General features: G+C 42.8%; 23 protein-coding genes. All 23 read right to left on the bottom strand.

Features of this window, described 5'->3' with window-relative positions:
* Window positions 1-7 precede the first annotated feature (7 nt).
* Entirely contained in the window at window positions 8-757 is a 750-nt protein-coding gene (locus tag AJGP001_RS10695; protein WP_071152985.1) for a tail fiber protein, read from the bottom strand.
* 3 nt (window positions 758-760) lie between these two features.
* A complete protein-coding gene (locus AJGP001_RS10700; RefSeq protein ID WP_071152986.1) occupies window positions 761-1,414 on the bottom strand; it encodes a putative phage tail protein in 654 nt (217 codons plus the stop codon).
* A complete protein-coding gene (locus AJGP001_RS10705) occupies window positions 1,414-2,502 on the bottom strand; it encodes a baseplate J/gp47 family protein (RefSeq protein WP_078080530.1) in 1,089 nt (362 codons plus the stop codon). Before AJGP001_RS10705 ends, AJGP001_RS10700 begins: the two co-directional genes overlap by 1 nt.
* Window positions 2,499-2,912, bottom strand: coding sequence for a DUF2634 domain-containing protein (locus tag AJGP001_RS10710; RefSeq protein WP_078080531.1), 414 nt, complete (start codon window positions 2,910-2,912; stop codon window positions 2,499-2,501). The genes AJGP001_RS10705 and AJGP001_RS10710 overlap by 4 nt, the downstream gene beginning before the upstream one ends.
* A gap of 1 nt (window position 2,913) precedes the next feature.
* The gene (locus tag AJGP001_RS10715) at window positions 2,914-3,258 is read right to left on the bottom strand and encodes a DUF2577 family protein (protein ID WP_071152990.1); all 345 of its coding nucleotides are present in this window, start codon (window positions 3,256-3,258) and stop codon (window positions 2,914-2,916) included.
* Window positions 3,259-3,300: 42 nt separating this feature from the next.
* On the bottom strand, window positions 3,301-5,226 hold the full coding sequence (locus AJGP001_RS10720; RefSeq protein WP_078080532.1) for an XkdQ/YqbQ family protein: 1,926 nt from the start codon (window positions 5,224-5,226) through the stop codon (window positions 3,301-3,303).
* A gap of 11 nt (window positions 5,227-5,237) precedes the next feature.
* Window positions 5,238-5,936 (bottom strand): LysM peptidoglycan-binding domain-containing protein, encoded by a 699-nt coding sequence (locus tag AJGP001_RS10725; RefSeq protein ID WP_071152992.1) that lies wholly within the window; start codon window positions 5,934-5,936, stop codon window positions 5,238-5,240.
* Window positions 5,933-7,324 carry a phage tail family protein gene (locus tag AJGP001_RS10730; protein WP_071152993.1) on the bottom strand — a complete coding sequence of 464 codons (1,392 nt, stop codon included), beginning with the start codon at window positions 7,322-7,324 and terminating at the stop codon, window positions 5,933-5,935. Before AJGP001_RS10730 ends, AJGP001_RS10725 begins: the two co-directional genes overlap by 4 nt.
* A 274-nt stretch (window positions 7,325-7,598) precedes the next feature.
* Entirely contained in the window at window positions 7,599-8,351 is a 753-nt protein-coding gene (locus tag AJGP001_RS10735) for a hypothetical protein (protein ID WP_078080533.1), read from the bottom strand.
* Window positions 8,352-8,385: 34 nt separating this feature from the next.
* Window positions 8,386-8,544 (bottom strand): hypothetical protein, encoded by a 159-nt coding sequence (locus tag AJGP001_RS17530; protein WP_169835270.1) that lies wholly within the window; start codon window positions 8,542-8,544, stop codon window positions 8,386-8,388.
* 14 nt (window positions 8,545-8,558) lie between these two features.
* Window positions 8,559-8,966: a phage tail assembly chaperone gene (locus AJGP001_RS10740; RefSeq protein WP_071152996.1), complete on the bottom strand. Its 408-nt coding sequence runs from the start codon at window positions 8,964-8,966 to the stop codon at window positions 8,559-8,561.
* 46 nt (window positions 8,967-9,012) lie between these two features.
* The gene (locus tag AJGP001_RS10745) at window positions 9,013-9,444 is read right to left on the bottom strand and encodes a phage tail tube protein (protein ID WP_071152997.1); all 432 of its coding nucleotides are present in this window, start codon (window positions 9,442-9,444) and stop codon (window positions 9,013-9,015) included.
* A 3-nt stretch (window positions 9,445-9,447) separates the two neighbouring features.
* Window positions 9,448-10,476: a phage tail sheath subtilisin-like domain-containing protein gene (locus AJGP001_RS10750; protein ID WP_078080534.1), complete on the bottom strand. Its 1,029-nt coding sequence runs from the start codon at window positions 10,474-10,476 to the stop codon at window positions 9,448-9,450.
* A 30-nt stretch (window positions 10,477-10,506) separates the two neighbouring features.
* The gene (locus tag AJGP001_RS10755; protein ID WP_078080535.1) at window positions 10,507-11,052 is read right to left on the bottom strand and encodes a hypothetical protein; all 546 of its coding nucleotides are present in this window, start codon (window positions 11,050-11,052) and stop codon (window positions 10,507-10,509) included.
* 4 nt (window positions 11,053-11,056) lie between these two features.
* Window positions 11,057-11,449 carry a hypothetical protein gene (locus tag AJGP001_RS10760; protein WP_078080536.1) on the bottom strand — a complete coding sequence of 131 codons (393 nt, stop codon included), beginning with the start codon at window positions 11,447-11,449 and terminating at the stop codon, window positions 11,057-11,059.
* Window positions 11,446-11,781 carry a hypothetical protein gene (locus AJGP001_RS10765; RefSeq protein ID WP_078080537.1) on the bottom strand — a complete coding sequence of 112 codons (336 nt, stop codon included), beginning with the start codon at window positions 11,779-11,781 and terminating at the stop codon, window positions 11,446-11,448. The genes AJGP001_RS10760 and AJGP001_RS10765 overlap by 4 nt, the downstream gene beginning before the upstream one ends.
* Window positions 11,778-12,161, bottom strand: a complete 384-nt coding sequence (locus AJGP001_RS10770; protein ID WP_078080538.1) for a hypothetical protein — start codon at window positions 12,159-12,161, stop codon at window positions 11,778-11,780. The genes AJGP001_RS10765 and AJGP001_RS10770 overlap by 4 nt, the downstream gene beginning before the upstream one ends.
* A gap of 34 nt (window positions 12,162-12,195) precedes the next feature.
* A complete protein-coding gene (locus AJGP001_RS10775) occupies window positions 12,196-12,462 on the bottom strand; it encodes a Rho termination factor N-terminal domain-containing protein (protein ID WP_071154213.1) in 267 nt (88 codons plus the stop codon).
* Window positions 12,463-12,525: 63 nt separating this feature from the next.
* Complete coding sequence (locus tag AJGP001_RS10780) at window positions 12,526-13,512, bottom strand: major capsid protein (protein ID WP_078080539.1); 987 nt, start codon at window positions 13,510-13,512, stop codon at window positions 12,526-12,528.
* Between the two features lie 24 nt (window positions 13,513-13,536).
* Entirely contained in the window at window positions 13,537-13,887 is a 351-nt protein-coding gene (locus AJGP001_RS10785) for a hypothetical protein (RefSeq protein WP_071154210.1), read from the bottom strand.
* Window positions 13,887-14,642: a hypothetical protein gene (locus tag AJGP001_RS10790; protein WP_078080540.1), complete on the bottom strand. Its 756-nt coding sequence runs from the start codon at window positions 14,640-14,642 to the stop codon at window positions 13,887-13,889. Before AJGP001_RS10790 ends, AJGP001_RS10785 begins: the two co-directional genes overlap by 1 nt.
* A 164-nt stretch (window positions 14,643-14,806) precedes the next feature.
* Window positions 14,807-14,989, bottom strand: a complete 183-nt coding sequence (locus AJGP001_RS10795; protein ID WP_078080541.1) for a hypothetical protein — start codon at window positions 14,987-14,989, stop codon at window positions 14,807-14,809.
* 65 nt (window positions 14,990-15,054) lie between these two features.
* Window positions 15,055-15,180 carry a hypothetical protein gene (locus AJGP001_RS17725; protein ID WP_256204365.1) on the bottom strand — a complete coding sequence of 42 codons (126 nt, stop codon included), beginning with the start codon at window positions 15,178-15,180 and terminating at the stop codon, window positions 15,055-15,057.
* Window positions 15,181-15,196 lie beyond the last annotated feature (16 nt).

Raw genomic sequence — 15,196 nt, forward strand, 5'->3', positions numbered from 1 at the left:
TTCCTCCTTATTCATATGCAATCCAAAATGCCGGGTTACTAAGTAAAGAAGCCCGCTTCAGACGAAATCCGCCTATATTTACGTAGTTGCCAAGAGAGCTTAGTAGGTAAGACTCGTTTGACCCACCTAAATAGACGCGAGTCGGGTCAAGGTCAAACGACCAAAACGTGTGAGACAGCGCCGAAGTTTCTGCCCCAACGAGACCGATAAAAATAAGTCGCGGCTTGAAATTGAGACCGGACACTGTAATCGAGTCGCCACCGCCCGACGCGTTGCCTTTCGCCCACCTCGCTCCCGTTTCGATTTGTCCGACCGCTGTAGCGAGCTGTGCAAACGTTGGGTCTGCTGGAATGACTACGCGCGGATCAACGCCAGCAACGGCTTGCTTGACGGCCGCCTTGCCGTTACTGGCTGACGTAAAAGCCGCATCGGCCCGATCATATGCTTTTTTCACAGCATTTGAAGTTGCGGCTTTAGTTACATCGATACTTGTTACCGCATCAGATAGTTGAACGTGTCCAACTTGTAATGTCGTAGCAGGTTTATTCGTATGAAGATCGAATTGTGCTTTTGTCACTTCACCCGCCAATGAACCATCTGCTTTTAACACGTTGCCATTTGCATCGAGTTTAGCCAATCCGTTAGCCACTCCAACTTTTTCATCAATGTCATCAATCACGCGCATAAAATAAGCTCTGTTGACGTTTTCAGTCCCCAGAGCCTTTTCAATATTTAAATTCGTGCTATATTCTGGCATGACTTACCCTCCTTCTGGTTCTAATGCATCGAACTCATCCCAAGTAAGTAATTGCGCATCTAGTATATCGAAAGTCCAATTTTTAGCATCAAATTGATTCCACTTGATATATTTGAATGCAAATTCAACTTGGATATGCGCGGGCATTGCTTCTTTAAGAATCTCTTTTAATCTTTCAATGCCTGCTGGAACGCCGATAGTATCTGTAAATTCAATGATGACGCGATATTCTCCTGGGAACTCAATAATATTCACCGCTCCACCAGTATAAGCTTTCGCCATTTCTTCTAAACTTCTTCTAGTAATAGCGCCAAATCCACGTAACCTCGATAGAACTGCTGATCGTCTCGTTGAATAGTCGAACTCGAGTAAATCCCAAGACATGTTTTCCATATCTTGAACTAGATGAGTTTCATTGACGTCCCATGTTATTTGACCGGATTCGCTTACTTTTAAACCGAGTAACACTTCCCACTTCCATAACTGTGTTGTGGCTAAATCGGCGTATCGCCCATCTTGGAAAGTATAAAAGTCACTCCAGATCGTTTCTAATTCATATGCGTTCGTCTCTTGAAAGAATCGAGCTTCTAAAATATCTTGCCACCATTTGGGTATGGCCATCTCTAATCGTTCACGAATGTCTGTGTATCCGTACATCAGACCACCTCGTTAAGTGTAACCGTCCCTAATACCGCAATTGCTCCAGTAGGAATAGATACATTAGATGTTCCTGTATTGATAGCGAAATTTGTGAAATCAGTAACCCCTTCAGTATCCAAAAGAATATTTTGTACACGAGTGACGCGTAGCAAATCACCTTTGCCGAAATCTAATTCATTTAAATGCTGAGTTAATACTAATTTAAAATCGTCTGTAATGGCTTGTATATCGCTTGTAACGGTAACGTCGGCACTGACGTTTATCAAAATTTCATCGGCACCTTCTACAGTAATTGCGTTGGCGTCTATAGGACGATTTAATTCAATGTAATCGACTACTTCTTGAATCTTTAGTTGCGAGGGCGCTCGGTGTTCACTATTTAACAATTTCACCTTCACGGTCCCTGGACCATTCCACACAGGGATGACAAGAGCATCTTGAATTCCTGCTATTGATGTGGCCCATTGATAGTAGTCATTTGCGTTACCTGACGCTGCAGGTCTTCTCATGTAGTTAATATAACGAGACCCTAGTTCCTCGTCTGATTCTTCGTCAAATCCATTAACTGTTTCAATTGGATTAGTTACACTTATAATACCTTCTAGGTTGCCTACGACACCGCTAATAGAATTGGATGACACGTTACCATCTGCACCTTCAAAAACAGCTACAACAGCAACGTCTGTACCACTGACAGTAGCAATGACGTCTTGAATAGTGATAAATGAGACGTTAAATGTAGCTGGTGCGTATAATTCAGTTCCAGATGGCACTAAGGTGTCTTCATCTGCCGTAATCTTAACGATTCCAGTTGATTTCCCACCGCTTTTTCGAACCATTCCAAACATGGCTACCCATTTATCTAATCGATTACCGAACATGCTAATTTCTCCAGCTTCATCAATAATAAAAGTTTCATCTCTTACAGCTTGAAATTCCGCATATAAGTTAGAAAATTCATCGGCAACTGGCGCTTGTAATGTGTACATAGGCGAACCTTCTCTAACATCAATCGTAGGATCTGTATTATCTAAAAGGTTCGTTAGTATTTGAGCTGATAATTCATCGTTCATTTCGTAATTCACGAAACCACCACACTTTCTTGTTGGCCATTCACGAGGATTCCGACGTAGGCTTGCCTACCGTTAAAATCAACGCTCACTTCTAAAGACTGAATCAACTCGTGCTGTGTCCCTAATTCTTCAATATTCCTTACAATCTCTCCTTCAATTACTCCTCGCGGCAAACTATCGGCAATGAGTTTTTCGAAAGGTGTTCCAAAATCCCTGTAAATCGGATAATGATCTCGTTCTGTCTTACAACCAATACCTAGCCACTGTATTGCTTTGTCAGTGCCGGTAATTCGTTGAGAAGTCATCCGCCCTTGCACGAAATCAATAAAAAAATCCGCTGCATCAGTACGGACATCTTCGGACGTTTCTATGGATTCGGCGTCTATTTCAATGATACTGACGTTTTCGGGTATGAGTGCCACACTATTCCTCCTTTCCGATGATAAAGCCTTTCAAAGAATTTTTTTCCATATCGTAAATGACATAGACTAGATCTCCCATCTCCAGACCGTTATCGATCATGATGGTTCCTGCTTGTCTACCTAAATCACCGTCAAAAATCATATCAAAACGGTGATACTGAGGCATCAGATGTGCCATCGGTTGTAAATTACTTGTCTCAAGATTGTTCCCCTCCAACCTAACTGTTAAGGGTGCCTCATCAATTACGGTCGCTCGTGAAAGAATAACATCTTTATTGTAGCCAGTTTCTTTCATGACTCTAGCTAAGTCGGCAATGGGATTTCCCTTTTCGCGCGTGGTATTCATTTGCTGACCTCCCGTTTAAACCATTTTAAAGAAAAGGTGATTTTAAGTATCTAGTACACGATTAATTTGCATGTAGTGTTTACCCCAGTATCCAGAAGTGTACGAGTGTTCTAAACAACCAGATGACGCAAGGGATACACACATTCCTGGCGTAGTCACCACGCCAACATGCGAAACACCTGCTCGGTACGTGCCTTTAAAGAAAACCAAATCCCCTGGAAGCGCTGCTGATTTCGCAATCTTCTTGCCCTTCGTTACTTGCGAAGAGGTGCCGTGACCAATATTGATGCCATTCTTTTTATAGATTAAGTAAGTAAATCCAGAACAATCACCAGAACCACTATCAATATTTTTTCCGCCAAATTTATACTTTAGTTTTCCTTTATAACTTCTCGATAAACTGACGATTTGTTCTCGCTTAGTAGAAACCTTTGTCCCTGAAGTAACATTTATTTTCTTTAAGTAACCACTTTTCAGACTGCTCCATTTACTGGCTTTGGTTCGCGCGTCTGCTCGACCTTTGCCTTTTTCAATAATGGCAATTTGCACATTTCTTCGACCGAACTTTGCAGTAGCGCTTTTTCCTTTAATTAACACGTCTACTCGCTTACCTTTTATCGCTCCGCCTGTGTCTTCAGCTAAATATACAGAAGAGTACTGCGGGAACCCTGGAACGTAAATGTGAACAATGGAACCGTAAGGGATAACGTTTGGATCTACTGCAATCGTTCGATTGTATGTCCACTTCGTTCCACTCGCCGTTGTCGAGTAATCACCGTTGCCATTTATTCCACCTAATTTAGGGTCGTAGGCAGTCGCAACATAGCCAGAAGTATATGATAGCCCACTCGCTTTTCCGACTGTGCCTCCGTCTTTGTTATCCTTACTACCGTCATTATATTCAGCAGGAGCTTCATACCGAACTAATTCTTGTTCAATTTTTTTCGATAATTCTAGTGACATTGTATTCGCATCGCTATGAGTGTGAGAAGTAACATAGTAATAATTATTAGCGCCAGTGAATTCGTCATAAACTTCAATTAATGTTCCTGCTGAAATGGTGTAGTCAGCTAGCGCCTCAATGCTGATTTGGTCTGATGGTTTTTTCAAACGAGCAAGCAGAGCGTTGGCCAATGTCCCTAAACCACCTGGTCCGGTTATGTCTGGATCGTTTTCGATGATGGTCATCGTGCCATACTTCTTTTTTAACGCCGCATCATAACGAAATTGCCGAGGGTTTTTAGGATTCTCTCCACCAGTCATCACAACTTGTGTCTTTACATCTTCTATTGAAATATCTCGTTTAGCCGAAAGTAGATTTGCTCCGCGTTCAATCATCGTACGTTGCAAAGATACTACCATTTCACGAAGAACCAGTTTACCTTGTTCAGAACGCACCATATACCGCTTACCTGTGCGCAAGTATGTTTCTGATAAGACGGTCTGCATAATTGACCAAATACTTTTATCAATAAATTCTAATTCAGGAAATACATATCCCGTATTCGCGATTGATCCAACAGGAACATCCGCCAAACTACAAAGATCTTTAATGATTTGGTCACCGCGTCGTTTTTTAAATGATTTGGTGACTTCGTTTTGATTAAGGTACCAATTGTAATCGACAACCTTCATGCTTTCTTGTCCAACAGAATCTAAACTACGTTTTACAATAATGCCTCGAAATAACTCTCTCGGTTTGTCAGGTCTCCCTTTTTCTTGCTGGTACATCAGCACAATTTTGACCATTAACCCTTCTTCAAAAGGTAAATTCCGTCGGTCGGTTGACACTTGACGATTCCATACGGAAATATCAAAAGATTCATTTGCAGTATTAATGTCACCATCATAACTGTGAGATTGAACCATCGAAGTAAATTCCCATCGATACGAATCGTTGTACAAGTAAAATTGGAGAGTAGGCTTCAAACGCTCCTCAGTTGTCGAATACTTTCGTGTGTAGGCCATCCACCCGCCCCCTATTTTGGTATTGTTAATTTTTGACCAGGATAGATTGTGTATTTATCTCTTGATTTCGCTTTTTTATTAGCTGCGTCAATATTTTTCTTATTCGCGTTGTAGAGTTTTGCGTAGTTCGCTTTTCCATAAAAAAACAGCGCCACTTTGCCTAAGTAGTCACCTTTCTTCACGGTATAAGTAGTCGGTAATTTACCAGCTGTCGGTTTCTTTTCTGGCGTTTTGACGCCCCCATTGCCACTCGTCTTTTTCAACGCGACTCTCCGGGTGTGCGGCGCCTTGTAATTCATGAATTCGGCAGAATAGAAAACATCACCAATATTTCCAGCCCGCTCATTTTCATAATCCAAACTAGTTATGACCACACTTCGATTCAAATCGCCTTCTTTGCTGTATAGACGCAACGGCTTTTCTAAATCAATCCATTGGCGAAGCTTCTGAATATTTTTTGAAGGTGTTTTATACGTCCCTTTTGATTCAGCGACGTAACTGGCATCGTAGTTTGCAGGAAAGAATGCTTCTAAGGTGAACGTATCTAACTTGCTGCCACCAAAAATGACCCGTTCACCTACTCCGACAATGTCAATAACCTCTGCTTTACCTGAAACGGAAGTTGGAAGTGTTTCAGGTAATACAGGCAACTTGATGAAACTTTTCGGATTTTGTTCTTCCCATATAGAAATGTGAATATATTTCCTCATGCTAATCCACCTGCCGAAATTACGTATTTCAATTCATCTACCAGTTCTCTGGCCATTTCTTTAGTTGTTAGGTTCGCACCATTTATATTAATGTCTCCAGTAAAAGAGAACGTTGATGCCTTTTTAGATTGTCCTTTGGATATAGTTCTGCCGGTTCCAGTGCCTTGTCTTGATAAAGCAGCAGTATTTAATACAGGTTTTTCTCCGGATGATTTAAGAACACCCATGCCACGCAAGGTGTTTGATTGCCCAGCTGTGAGCACAGCTTCACCAGAATGTAATTCTGCGATATAGCCATTTTTATTTACTCTTGCTAATCCAGTTGCATGAGATCCATCAATGTAGTTTGGTGTGAAGAAGTCTCCAACGGCTGAAACTCCATTTGTCACCCAATCTGGTATCTCGATACCTTTTATTTTTGAAACAAAATCATCTACTCGTCCCATTAGAGTATCGAAAGAATCTCTTACCAATCCGAGATATGTTTTTATTCCATCTAGTGCAGGTTTTGCTACTTCGTACGTTTCGGTGAATTTTTCGCCGATATATGTAAGTACCGGCTTAATGATTTCTTGCCAAACTAATTCAAGGTAAGCAAATGTTACTTCAATTCCTACCGCCAATAATTTAAGTATAGGGCTAATAATTCCCCACAAAATTTGAAATGCTTCCCACACTAGTTTTAATAGTGGTAGGACAATTGTATTAAAAACGGTACCAACAATATCTCCTATCAATGAAAAGGCCGTTCCTAAAGCGTTGAAAATCGGTTGCAAGATTGTCCATAAGTCTTGGAATATCACCATGACACCTGGACCCATGGAAACAAAGAAATCCCATAAACCTTGACCCACTTCCTTTACACTTTCTATTTTACTTGTCATGCCATCCACTGCTGCCATGACCGCTTCAGAAGCTAGGGCGTCTTGTATGGCTGTCTTGACCGCCTCAAACACTACTGGCAACGTTTCTTGCATCCAAAGAATGGCGGGATTGTTCCGGATGGTGTCGAACGTGGCTGCAATCGATGCGATAGCCGTCATAATACCAGCTGCTAGTTTTTCTCCGTCTATACCTTGAAGTTGCTCTGTCATCCATTTCATACCTTGAACAGCCACTTCTAACACTGGTTCTCCCATTGCCGCTTTTAAATCTGTCCACGACTGACTCAAGTTACCCACGACGTTTTCAAATCCATCAGATTCTTTTGCGGCCATTCCCATTGCGCCAGAAATTTTATTGGCATCTTCGACCATTTGGAGAAGAGTCAATTGCTTCTGTGCTTCAGATAAATCCTTGAATGATTTTCCGTATAATTCATTGGCTGCGGAATTTCTTGTAGTTTCTGTTGCTGATAATCCAAGAGCTGCGTCATTCTCATAGTTCATTTGTGTTATCGCAAAGGCTTTTTATCCTCTGCTTCCGGGGTTTTAACCGCATGATGGAATGTTGATTCATTCCCGGCTCAGCATACGTTTTCACCCTCGTTTAACGTTAGGCTCTTTCGAGACAACTCTATAAGTTGTGTGCCAACCACTCGTGGGGATATTTTTGCTCTCTTATCGCTCAATCCCTATGCGTTACGGTGGCGAGTGATGTTCTCGCTTACCACGGCACTGGCCTATCACTTAGACTTAGCTTCCGCCGTTTTTGGTTGGTTTTTCAAGCTGCATTTCTGCAACAAGGGGCAACTATTTTACCCTTAAGGAATGACTGCAGGCTCTCGGTCGTATCATCTAATGCTTTATCATAGAATGCGGCCGAGTCGGCAATAACACGCATGGAACGATCCGCTAAGTCCAGTGACTCGGCAGTATCCATCCCACCGGTCTTTGCGAATGCCGCAATCTTCGTGAAACTGCCTTTCATTCTGTTCTCTAGTATCGTGGTTTCATCAGATATTGCTCCTAATTTATCAGCAGCATCAGCTTCCATACTTCCGAATACCTCAGAAAATTGAGCTGTCATTGCTTTACCGTCTGCTGCCGCTTGAATCATGCTGAGACCTAAATCTTTAATTTGATCCACAGCAACAAGAGAAGCGATAATACCAATGGCCATTTTGAACGCGCCACCTATTTTATTTCCAGCGTTCTGCCCTTGGTTTCCAAGGTTATCAATATCCCCGCCTGCACTCCCACCAGCATCTCCTAGCCGTTCCGCTTCTTGTCTGGCACGCTCCAATTCCTGTTGCAAATTGAGGACGTGCTGAGAACTTTGGTTAGTATCGTTCCCGAAGTTTTGCACTTGCGTTCCCGCTTGTCGGGCTGACTGTTCGATGTCATTCCACAAGTTATCCGTTTGACGCATACTTGATTCTAATCGATCGAACATGCGCACAGCGTTTCGTATAGGGGTAGTGAATTCGTCTGTTAATTTGAGGGTGGCTTTTAAGTCATACGCTATGATACTCACTCCCTTCTAAAGGGCGGCTTAAATAATTCAGCAATTAAGCCCTTTTTATTTTTTTCTTATTTTTAGCATCTTCACTTTCCACTAAAATCGAAGCGACCAACATCCGGCGGCGGAGTGGTTCCATCTCTAGGCTGTCCACGATGTCGTACTTGTTCGCCGTGGCAATGCGGATGGAATGTGCAGTCGCCATCATGTAATCGCTTCGTATTAGTTTTTTAGCTCTTCGATTTCCTTGTCTTCCGCTTCTGCTGTATTTGAACCTAATTCATTGATTTTTTTTAATAGCATCGCGACTTCAGAAACTAGAAAACGGCTGTTAATTGCTTCTTCGTGCGTTTTGGCTCCCAGTCTACTAAGTACTTCCTTGTCATAAAAGTTAAATGGGGTGCCGTTAATCTTTTGAATGGCTGTTGCAATCATGTCCATCGGCAAGCCATCTTCATTGCGAACCAAGACACCACTTTTATTCGTGTGCGAATTCTTTTTTCTTATGTTGTTCACCGTTTTCCAGTCCAAAGCACGTAATTCGACGGTAATTCCAGCACTTGGCAACTCTAATTCTCCAACCGGTCTAACATCTCTCTGAAACCATTTTTCTAATCCTTTGTTCTCCATGTCTTTTTCCTCCTCAAGGTATAAAAAAAGAGGGCATACGCCCCTCTTACTCTTCAATAATTTCAAATGAATCAGCTGTAAATGAAAATTCTTGTTCCACTACGGTTCCGTGTTCACCGTTGAAAAGTGGGAATGAAGAGAATTTTACGCCGTACAGTTGTACTTTATATGGACTTTCCACTGCAGGATCCTCGTTCACCATCAACAGGTTAGTGACAGGAGGTGCGAGTTTTGGATTTCTCATAAAACTAGTTAATCGTTTGATAAACTCTGCATCATACTGGTGTCCAGTCATGCTGCCAGAAATCGTGTAGCCAGAGAACTTCTGTCCTGGATTTAATCTTCCAGACTGACGTACTTCTTCGTAAGCTGTTTCTAAATCTGCATTGACACTGTGAAATTGCGCCAACCACTTCCCGTTCTCAATGACTTGTGCATAGGTACCGGAAAAGGCTTCGTGTGCTTGATATGGATTCATTCCTTACGCCCCCAATCCGATCGTGATATAAATTTCTTCCATGGCTTCAAGGTCTCTCATAAATGCTGTAACAACAACTTGTTGAGGCCCAGCGCCCTGTTCTACTTTGATGTACCAAGTATCTGCTTCGATGACGCCCTGATATTCCAATAAGCGTGCATAATCCATTAGATCTGCTCGCATGGACAGACGTTGATTCGGTCCATTTGCAACTTTGCCAATGTACTTATTCTCAATCAGAAACTTCCAATCACGAGAAATTGTGTGCTTAATGGCCACACGCTTTAGGCTGGTAGCTGCTGTAGTTAACCCGCGAATTAAACGGACGTTTCGCCCTGTGTACTCAAAGGCGATAGCTCCTGCAGCCAGTGCGTCCCGAACCTGCGCATTGCTTAATCGAACGTTAACATCCGTCGCTCCTGGGATTTCCAAATAAGTAATTGACCCGGATAACGGAGTTGATGCCCAGGCTCCAGCAATTTGTGGTGCGATTTCCGAACCAGAAAGAACCTCATCTCCGAATACAGGTGCATTAATGATAGTTGCGATATGTTCGCTGCCATCAGTATTCGCTCTAGCGATACTTGCGGCTACATCAGAATCATCAGTGACTCCATAAAACATCTCGTGCCGGTTTTCGTTCTCTTCTTGCGAAGTCAACCATGCTTTCCAGTCAGTTGCTTCCAAAGTAGTTAATGCGTGATCAAAAGTTAGGGCTTCAAAAAACTGCAGTTCGAGAGCTTCTTGAGCCTTTGTATAATCTAGTTCGCCTGCAGGCTGTGTATAAACAATTACCTTTGCCGCTCCGCCTCGGAAAGCACGTGTAATGTCAGCGAGATTACTTACACCTACAATTGTTCTAGCTTCGCCATCTCCATTAAATTCATAAAGAGTATTGGCAGTTGCTGTGACGTTATAATTCTTTTTTACAATTGCAACAACGCCGTCTGAACCCTCGATAGCAGCTGATGCCGCCTCGACAAAGTTAATCCAAACACCTGGTCGGCCTTTGTCTTTTGTAGTAAAGGTCATTTCTCCATCCTCCTCGTTAAAAATATCTTGTTAGATTGTTTCTTCTGGTAATTTCATGGCGTCCAATGTATTGAACTCAGCGCCTTCCACTTGTCCGAACGTTAGATCTTGCATCAGAACCGGCACTGTTAGATTGATTAAGTACTGTTCCATGCGTGCATATTGTTCTTGCGTACGCACTTCGCCCGTTTTCGTTTCCAGTATCGATAGGATGTATCCTTTTCCAGACTCGGTTTCTTGTGGTTGTCCAACGCTATAAGCTCTAATGCGTGTAAACCACATGCTTGACTCTTCGTCTTTATAAGGAATCGTAATGCCGTGAATAAAGGCTTTGGCGATTCGAGTAGATATCTGAACAACTTTTGCGGTGTGTTCATGGAAATAGAGCACCTGCCACCTTCGAACGTGTTCACTTTGCCATCCATTAATCATCCGTAGTTCTTCTTCTAAGAAGCGAAAGACCAACATCCCGTTATAGGGTTGCTCCGGCAGATTCAGCAACTCAATCGCTGTATCTATCGGTGTAAATGGTTGAATGTAGTTGGTTAGTATATCTAGTTCAAGTAACGGATCCATTTCCTCACCTCCACTTAGTGTCCAGATTCCTTTCGATTTCGCGTTCAACGATATCTCGGGACCTCGCTTCATCCATCGTGTCTTCTAGCCAAGTAAGAGAAGTGCCCGCTTTCTTTGGCCTATATCCTCTTCTGGAGCCGACCTCGTGCAAGAAATAAGCGTAGTTAAATCCCCGTTTGTATGAATTCGATAGCAATGTTCCTTCAAACTTTCCGATGTCGATTTGTGTTTTCATTTCGGAGCGCAAAAACCCGATGTCTTCCGGCGCTTTCGGACGTGCCCGCTTCACCCAATCGTCCAAGGCTTCATGCAGACCGTTTATCGCGCCATCCGTAATATCAGATGGCGTTTTAAGTAGCAACTGTCTAAATAACGGTCCATTTTCTAAGTTCGTCATATGGCAATCCTTACAAAAGAAGAGGAACCACTGAAGCCTCTAGCAGGTGATATATTTTGCGGCACACGCCTTGTTTCATTTCCAAACTCATCAACGAATGAAAATTCATCTGAATACAAGACTTGTAACGCTTCAGAACGTTTTAGTTCAGCAGCACGAATCGAAATCGTTAAGTTCGTAATGACTTCTTTTCCAGCTTGATTCGTAGTCCGTTGGATTTGATTGGTTACGCGCGCACTTAACTCATAGGTCATATAAGCAAGCGGCTCCTTGTACTTGTCCCAAGCAGTAATCCGTTTCAGGGCAATGGTTTGATTGTCGACGATGATCATACTAATCTCCCCACCCTGGCACGACTCTTCTGGCTCTCTAACAATTCGAAATAGGCTAGTACATCTGGTGCAATGCCATCACCTGTTGCGTTATCATCGAATGTCACCGATACACCTTCTAAGCTGTAGGATTTAGCTCCAGCTTTTCGGATGTTTTGTAACGCCACTCCTTCTTCCCCATCTACACTCGCACTTTTCGTCATGTAGAGCGTTTGTAACGCAACGACTTTAGGGGTCAGCATGGATTCGGCGTAATACAGCGACAACCGTTCATAAGCGGTAAAGACAAATTCTTCTTTCTCCACTGGCGTCAGCGCCTTATAGTTCTCGGCACCGGACAATCTCAGCAGATAGGCATCCGTTTTAGCAAAGTCCATCATGCCGATCACCTCCAATTAAAAAAGCCGGAGCGGATTAGGCTTCGACTTTTTGTTTTTCTTCAATTGCTTGAATCAGTTCGGCTTTCTTCAGGCCATCAAAGTCTTCAATTTCTAAGTCTTTAGCGACTTCTTTGAGTTCTGGAACTGTTTTGTCCGATAGAGAATCTTTTTTCTCTACCTCAACAGCAGTTACCTTGTCGCCAAGGCGTTTTGCTTGTTCAACGGTTAACTCAATTTCTTTCTCCGGCCCAACTACTGAACCGCGATGTACAAGCTGTGCATTTGATGTATATTTCGGCATTTATTTTCCTCCTTAAAATTAAAATAGAAAAAAGCGCCTGCAATAGACGCTCACTTTGTTTTCTTATACATCCAACCAAACGATAGCGGTTGGATTTTTCAATGCAGGGAAAGCCGTTTCGCCTACAAATACAGCCTGTTGTGGCGGATTCGTCGCTTTGATTTCCGGCACAACGTAAACGCCTGGTTGGTAGTTATTTTCAACGGTTGGTCCAAGTAATAGCTTGCCGAGACTGTTGCCAATCAATACGATGCGGTCTTCTGGCAATAGACGCTCTTCGCCATTTCCAACATCAACCATTTCATCCGTCACCATGTAATCTGGTAATGACAAAGCTGTGAAAACGTTGCGAATATCCGCAGATGTTAAAATGCGGCGATCTGTCGGAGAACCATAAATTTGCGATTTGATTTGTTCGTTCTGCAACAAGTTTGACTCAGCCGCTCCCGACATGTGCATGATAGCTGGCGCCTGTCCACGGTTAGCTGCCTTAAATCGCTTCACAGCCGCTTGCAGGTCAGCCAGTGGTGTAGCGGTTGCTAGAGTTGCCCAATCAGCAGTAGCCGTTAGTTTGTTTTCTGCAGGAATCAAGAAATCCACATTTAGGTCAATGTCGTTTTCAACGAATTCTAAACGACCTTTATAGATAGCAGCAGCACGGAAGAATTCTTCTGTATCAAGTACACCTTCAATTAGGTCGTCTGTTTCGTTGTAAACATAATCGATAACGGCAGAACGTTCACCATCAGAGCGGGGACGATTAAATTTGATCAGTTCTTTTTCGTCCAATTTGAAACCGTGCTGAATTTTAGATACCGAACCATAAGCAACGCCAATTCCTGCTTTATCCCGGAGTGGAGCTCCTGCGTTCCATGCTGTAATGCTGGCAGCGCGTGAATATTTACCTGTAGCTACTCCATAAGAGAAATCTACATCAAATGTCGTATCGTTTGGCATATGGGTAGCCAATAGGCGACGGCGTGCCGGTGGGACGTTTTCTACATACCCCTGAAATTGTTCGCGTTGAAATTCTTCTAATGTTAATGGCATTTATTTTTCCTCCTCTAATTTTCCTTAGCGTAGTTTGTAACGGCTTCCGGCTGCTGTAATGAATGCTGGTGTTAGTGTCACTTTTGTTTTATCTAAATAAGCTTCTTCGTATCCACCGACGAGTGCATCTGAACCAGTTTTCACAGATACATCATGCGTAGTTACATATGGAATAACATCTGTTGCCAAGTCAGTCCAAGAAATAGCTTTGCCTCCTGCGATTGGAACAGATACCGGCGTTCCTGCTGGTACGACTCCAGCTGCAAATGCTGTGCTGTCAAGTGTCAGTCCACCGACTTTAAATACTTGACCTTGCGTAGTTTTCAGAATTTCTTTTTGAACCGTAATTGAATCTGTACGTGGTTGTAAATTCATTACTTGTCATCTCCTTTTGAATGTCGTTGCTTCGCTCGTTCCGCTCCAGCAGAATAGGCATCAACTTTTTTCTTTTTATTGCCTTTTTGCATGCTGCCAGGAACATAACTCGCTTTTTTCTTCTTCGCCGCTTGCTCCTTTTCGTCCTCATCGTCATCGACTGCAGCAGTGAAGTACTTTGCGTACTTGCCTTCTTGTAAATCTTCCAACAATTCATCCAAGTTCAACGGCTCGCCGTCTTCATCCAACTCAACTTCTTTCAGGTTTATGAATTTCACAAACAAGACGGGATCGATACCTTCATCAATGGCGAACTCTTTTGCAACAGCTCGCTTCTCGCGGGCTTCGGCTTTCAGGACTTTTTCATTTACTTTCGACGTGTCCGAATCGTCACCGCCGTCACCTTTTTCATCCAATTTGTCCCGCTCCGCCTTTAAGCGACGGTATTCCGCGGGATCCACGCCCTTGAATTTCTTCAAACGCTTATCGAGTTGTGTTTTCAGTAACACTTCATACTTCGCTTTAGCTTTCGGATTCGATTTCAATAATTCTTCTAGGTCAATGTCGTCGTCATCGTCATCACCTGAATCATCACTATCGTCGTCATCCGCATCATCATCGTCATCCGCAAAGAATTGAAGGTCGAGTCGGAGCGGCCGCACTTTTCCCTCTTCCATTGGAGCGGGAAGGTCGCCTTCAAAAAGGTTTTGAATCACGGCTACAAGCCAAACGTAAATTGTGTAATAAAATTTCATGTTGTTACCTCCTCTGCGTAAGGTGCAGGAACCAATACTCACGAAGTTTAGGGTCCCGATCGCGGATATGGACCAAGAAAAAAAGACCTTACCAAGAAAGCTTCTGGATTGACCCCATTACACCAAAGTTAGGGAAAGCGCACTATGTCAATAATCCCGATAGTTTAAATCTCGATTGCATATCCTGCGATTTTATGTTTACAAAACGTCGCTTCTCGTTTTGTTTGTGTAGAGACACCGAAATATTCGAAAGTAATACTGTTCGCTGATTCTTTAAGAATTTTGACACGTTCGAAAAAACAAGTTGTTCCGTTTTCCATCCAAATTACTAGTGTCTTATCTTTCAAATCGTTCACCCTCTCCAATCTATTTGCTCGTAAGCCTGAGCCGGCAGATGATGGATCACATCCTTTCAATCTTTGTCATATCCAAGAACTCGATATCCATCCGCAATGATTGCGTTACCTTCTTTAAAAGAGATTGAAGCAACTACTTCTCCGCTGTCTGTTACCACCGTTATTTTTTCCGGTGTTTCCATGATCCATCACCACCTT

The sequence above is a fragment of the Planococcus faecalis genome (genome assembly GCF_002009235.1).
Taxonomy (GTDB): Bacteria; Bacillota; Bacilli; order Bacillales_A; family Planococcaceae; genus Planococcus; species Planococcus kocurii.

Bases quoted from the DNA above. Each gene is read 5' to 3' on its own strand.
- AJGP001_RS10695 (WP_071152985.1), bottom strand. From the start codon at position 757: ATGCCAGAATATAGCACGAATTTAAATATTGAAAAGGCTCTGGGGACT.
- AJGP001_RS10700 (WP_071152986.1), bottom strand. From the start codon at position 1,414: ATGTACGGATACACAGACATTCGTGAACGATTAGAGATGGCCATACCC.
- AJGP001_RS10715 (WP_071152990.1), bottom strand. From the start codon at position 3,258: ATGAATACCACGCGCGAAAAGGGAAATCCCATTGCCGACTTAGCTAGA.
- AJGP001_RS10720 (WP_078080532.1), bottom strand. From the start codon at position 5,226: ATGGCCTACACACGAAAGTATTCGACAACTGAGGAGCGTTTGAAGCCT.
- AJGP001_RS10725 (WP_071152992.1), bottom strand. From the start codon at position 5,936: ATGAGGAAATATATTCACATTTCTATATGGGAAGAACAAAATCCGAAA.
- AJGP001_RS10730 (WP_071152993.1), bottom strand. From the start codon at position 7,324: ATGAACTATGAGAATGACGCAGCTCTTGGATTATCAGCAACAGAAACT.
- AJGP001_RS17530 (WP_169835270.1), bottom strand. From the start codon at position 8,544: ATGATGGCGACTGCACATTCCATCCGCATTGCCACGGCGAACAAGTAC.
- AJGP001_RS10740 (WP_071152996.1), bottom strand. From the start codon at position 8,966: ATGGAGAACAAAGGATTAGAAAAATGGTTTCAGAGAGATGTTAGACCG.
- AJGP001_RS10745 (WP_071152997.1), bottom strand. From the start codon at position 9,444: ATGAATCCATATCAAGCACACGAAGCCTTTTCCGGTACCTATGCACAA.
- AJGP001_RS10750 (WP_078080534.1), bottom strand. From the start codon at position 10,476: ATGACCTTTACTACAAAAGACAAAGGCCGACCAGGTGTTTGGATTAAC.
- AJGP001_RS10755 (WP_078080535.1), bottom strand. From the start codon at position 11,052: ATGGATCCGTTACTTGAACTAGATATACTAACCAACTACATTCAACCA.
- AJGP001_RS10760 (WP_078080536.1), bottom strand. From the start codon at position 11,449: ATGACGAACTTAGAAAATGGACCGTTATTTAGACAGTTGCTACTTAAA.
- AJGP001_RS10765 (WP_078080537.1), bottom strand. From the start codon at position 11,781: ATGATCATCGTCGACAATCAAACCATTGCCCTGAAACGGATTACTGCT.
- AJGP001_RS10770 (WP_078080538.1), bottom strand. From the start codon at position 12,161: ATGATGGACTTTGCTAAAACGGATGCCTATCTGCTGAGATTGTCCGGT.
- AJGP001_RS10775 (WP_071154213.1), bottom strand. From the start codon at position 12,462: ATGCCGAAATATACATCAAATGCACAGCTTGTACATCGCGGTTCAGTA.
- AJGP001_RS10780 (WP_078080539.1), bottom strand. From the start codon at position 13,512: ATGCCATTAACATTAGAAGAATTTCAACGCGAACAATTTCAGGGGTAT.
- AJGP001_RS10785 (WP_071154210.1), bottom strand. From the start codon at position 13,887: ATGAATTTACAACCACGTACAGATTCAATTACGGTTCAAAAAGAAATT.
- AJGP001_RS10790 (WP_078080540.1), bottom strand. From the start codon at position 14,642: ATGAAATTTTATTACACAATTTACGTTTGGCTTGTAGCCGTGATTCAA.
- AJGP001_RS17725 (WP_256204365.1), bottom strand. From the start codon at position 15,180: ATGGAAACACCGGAAAAAATAACGGTGGTAACAGACAGCGGAGAAGTA.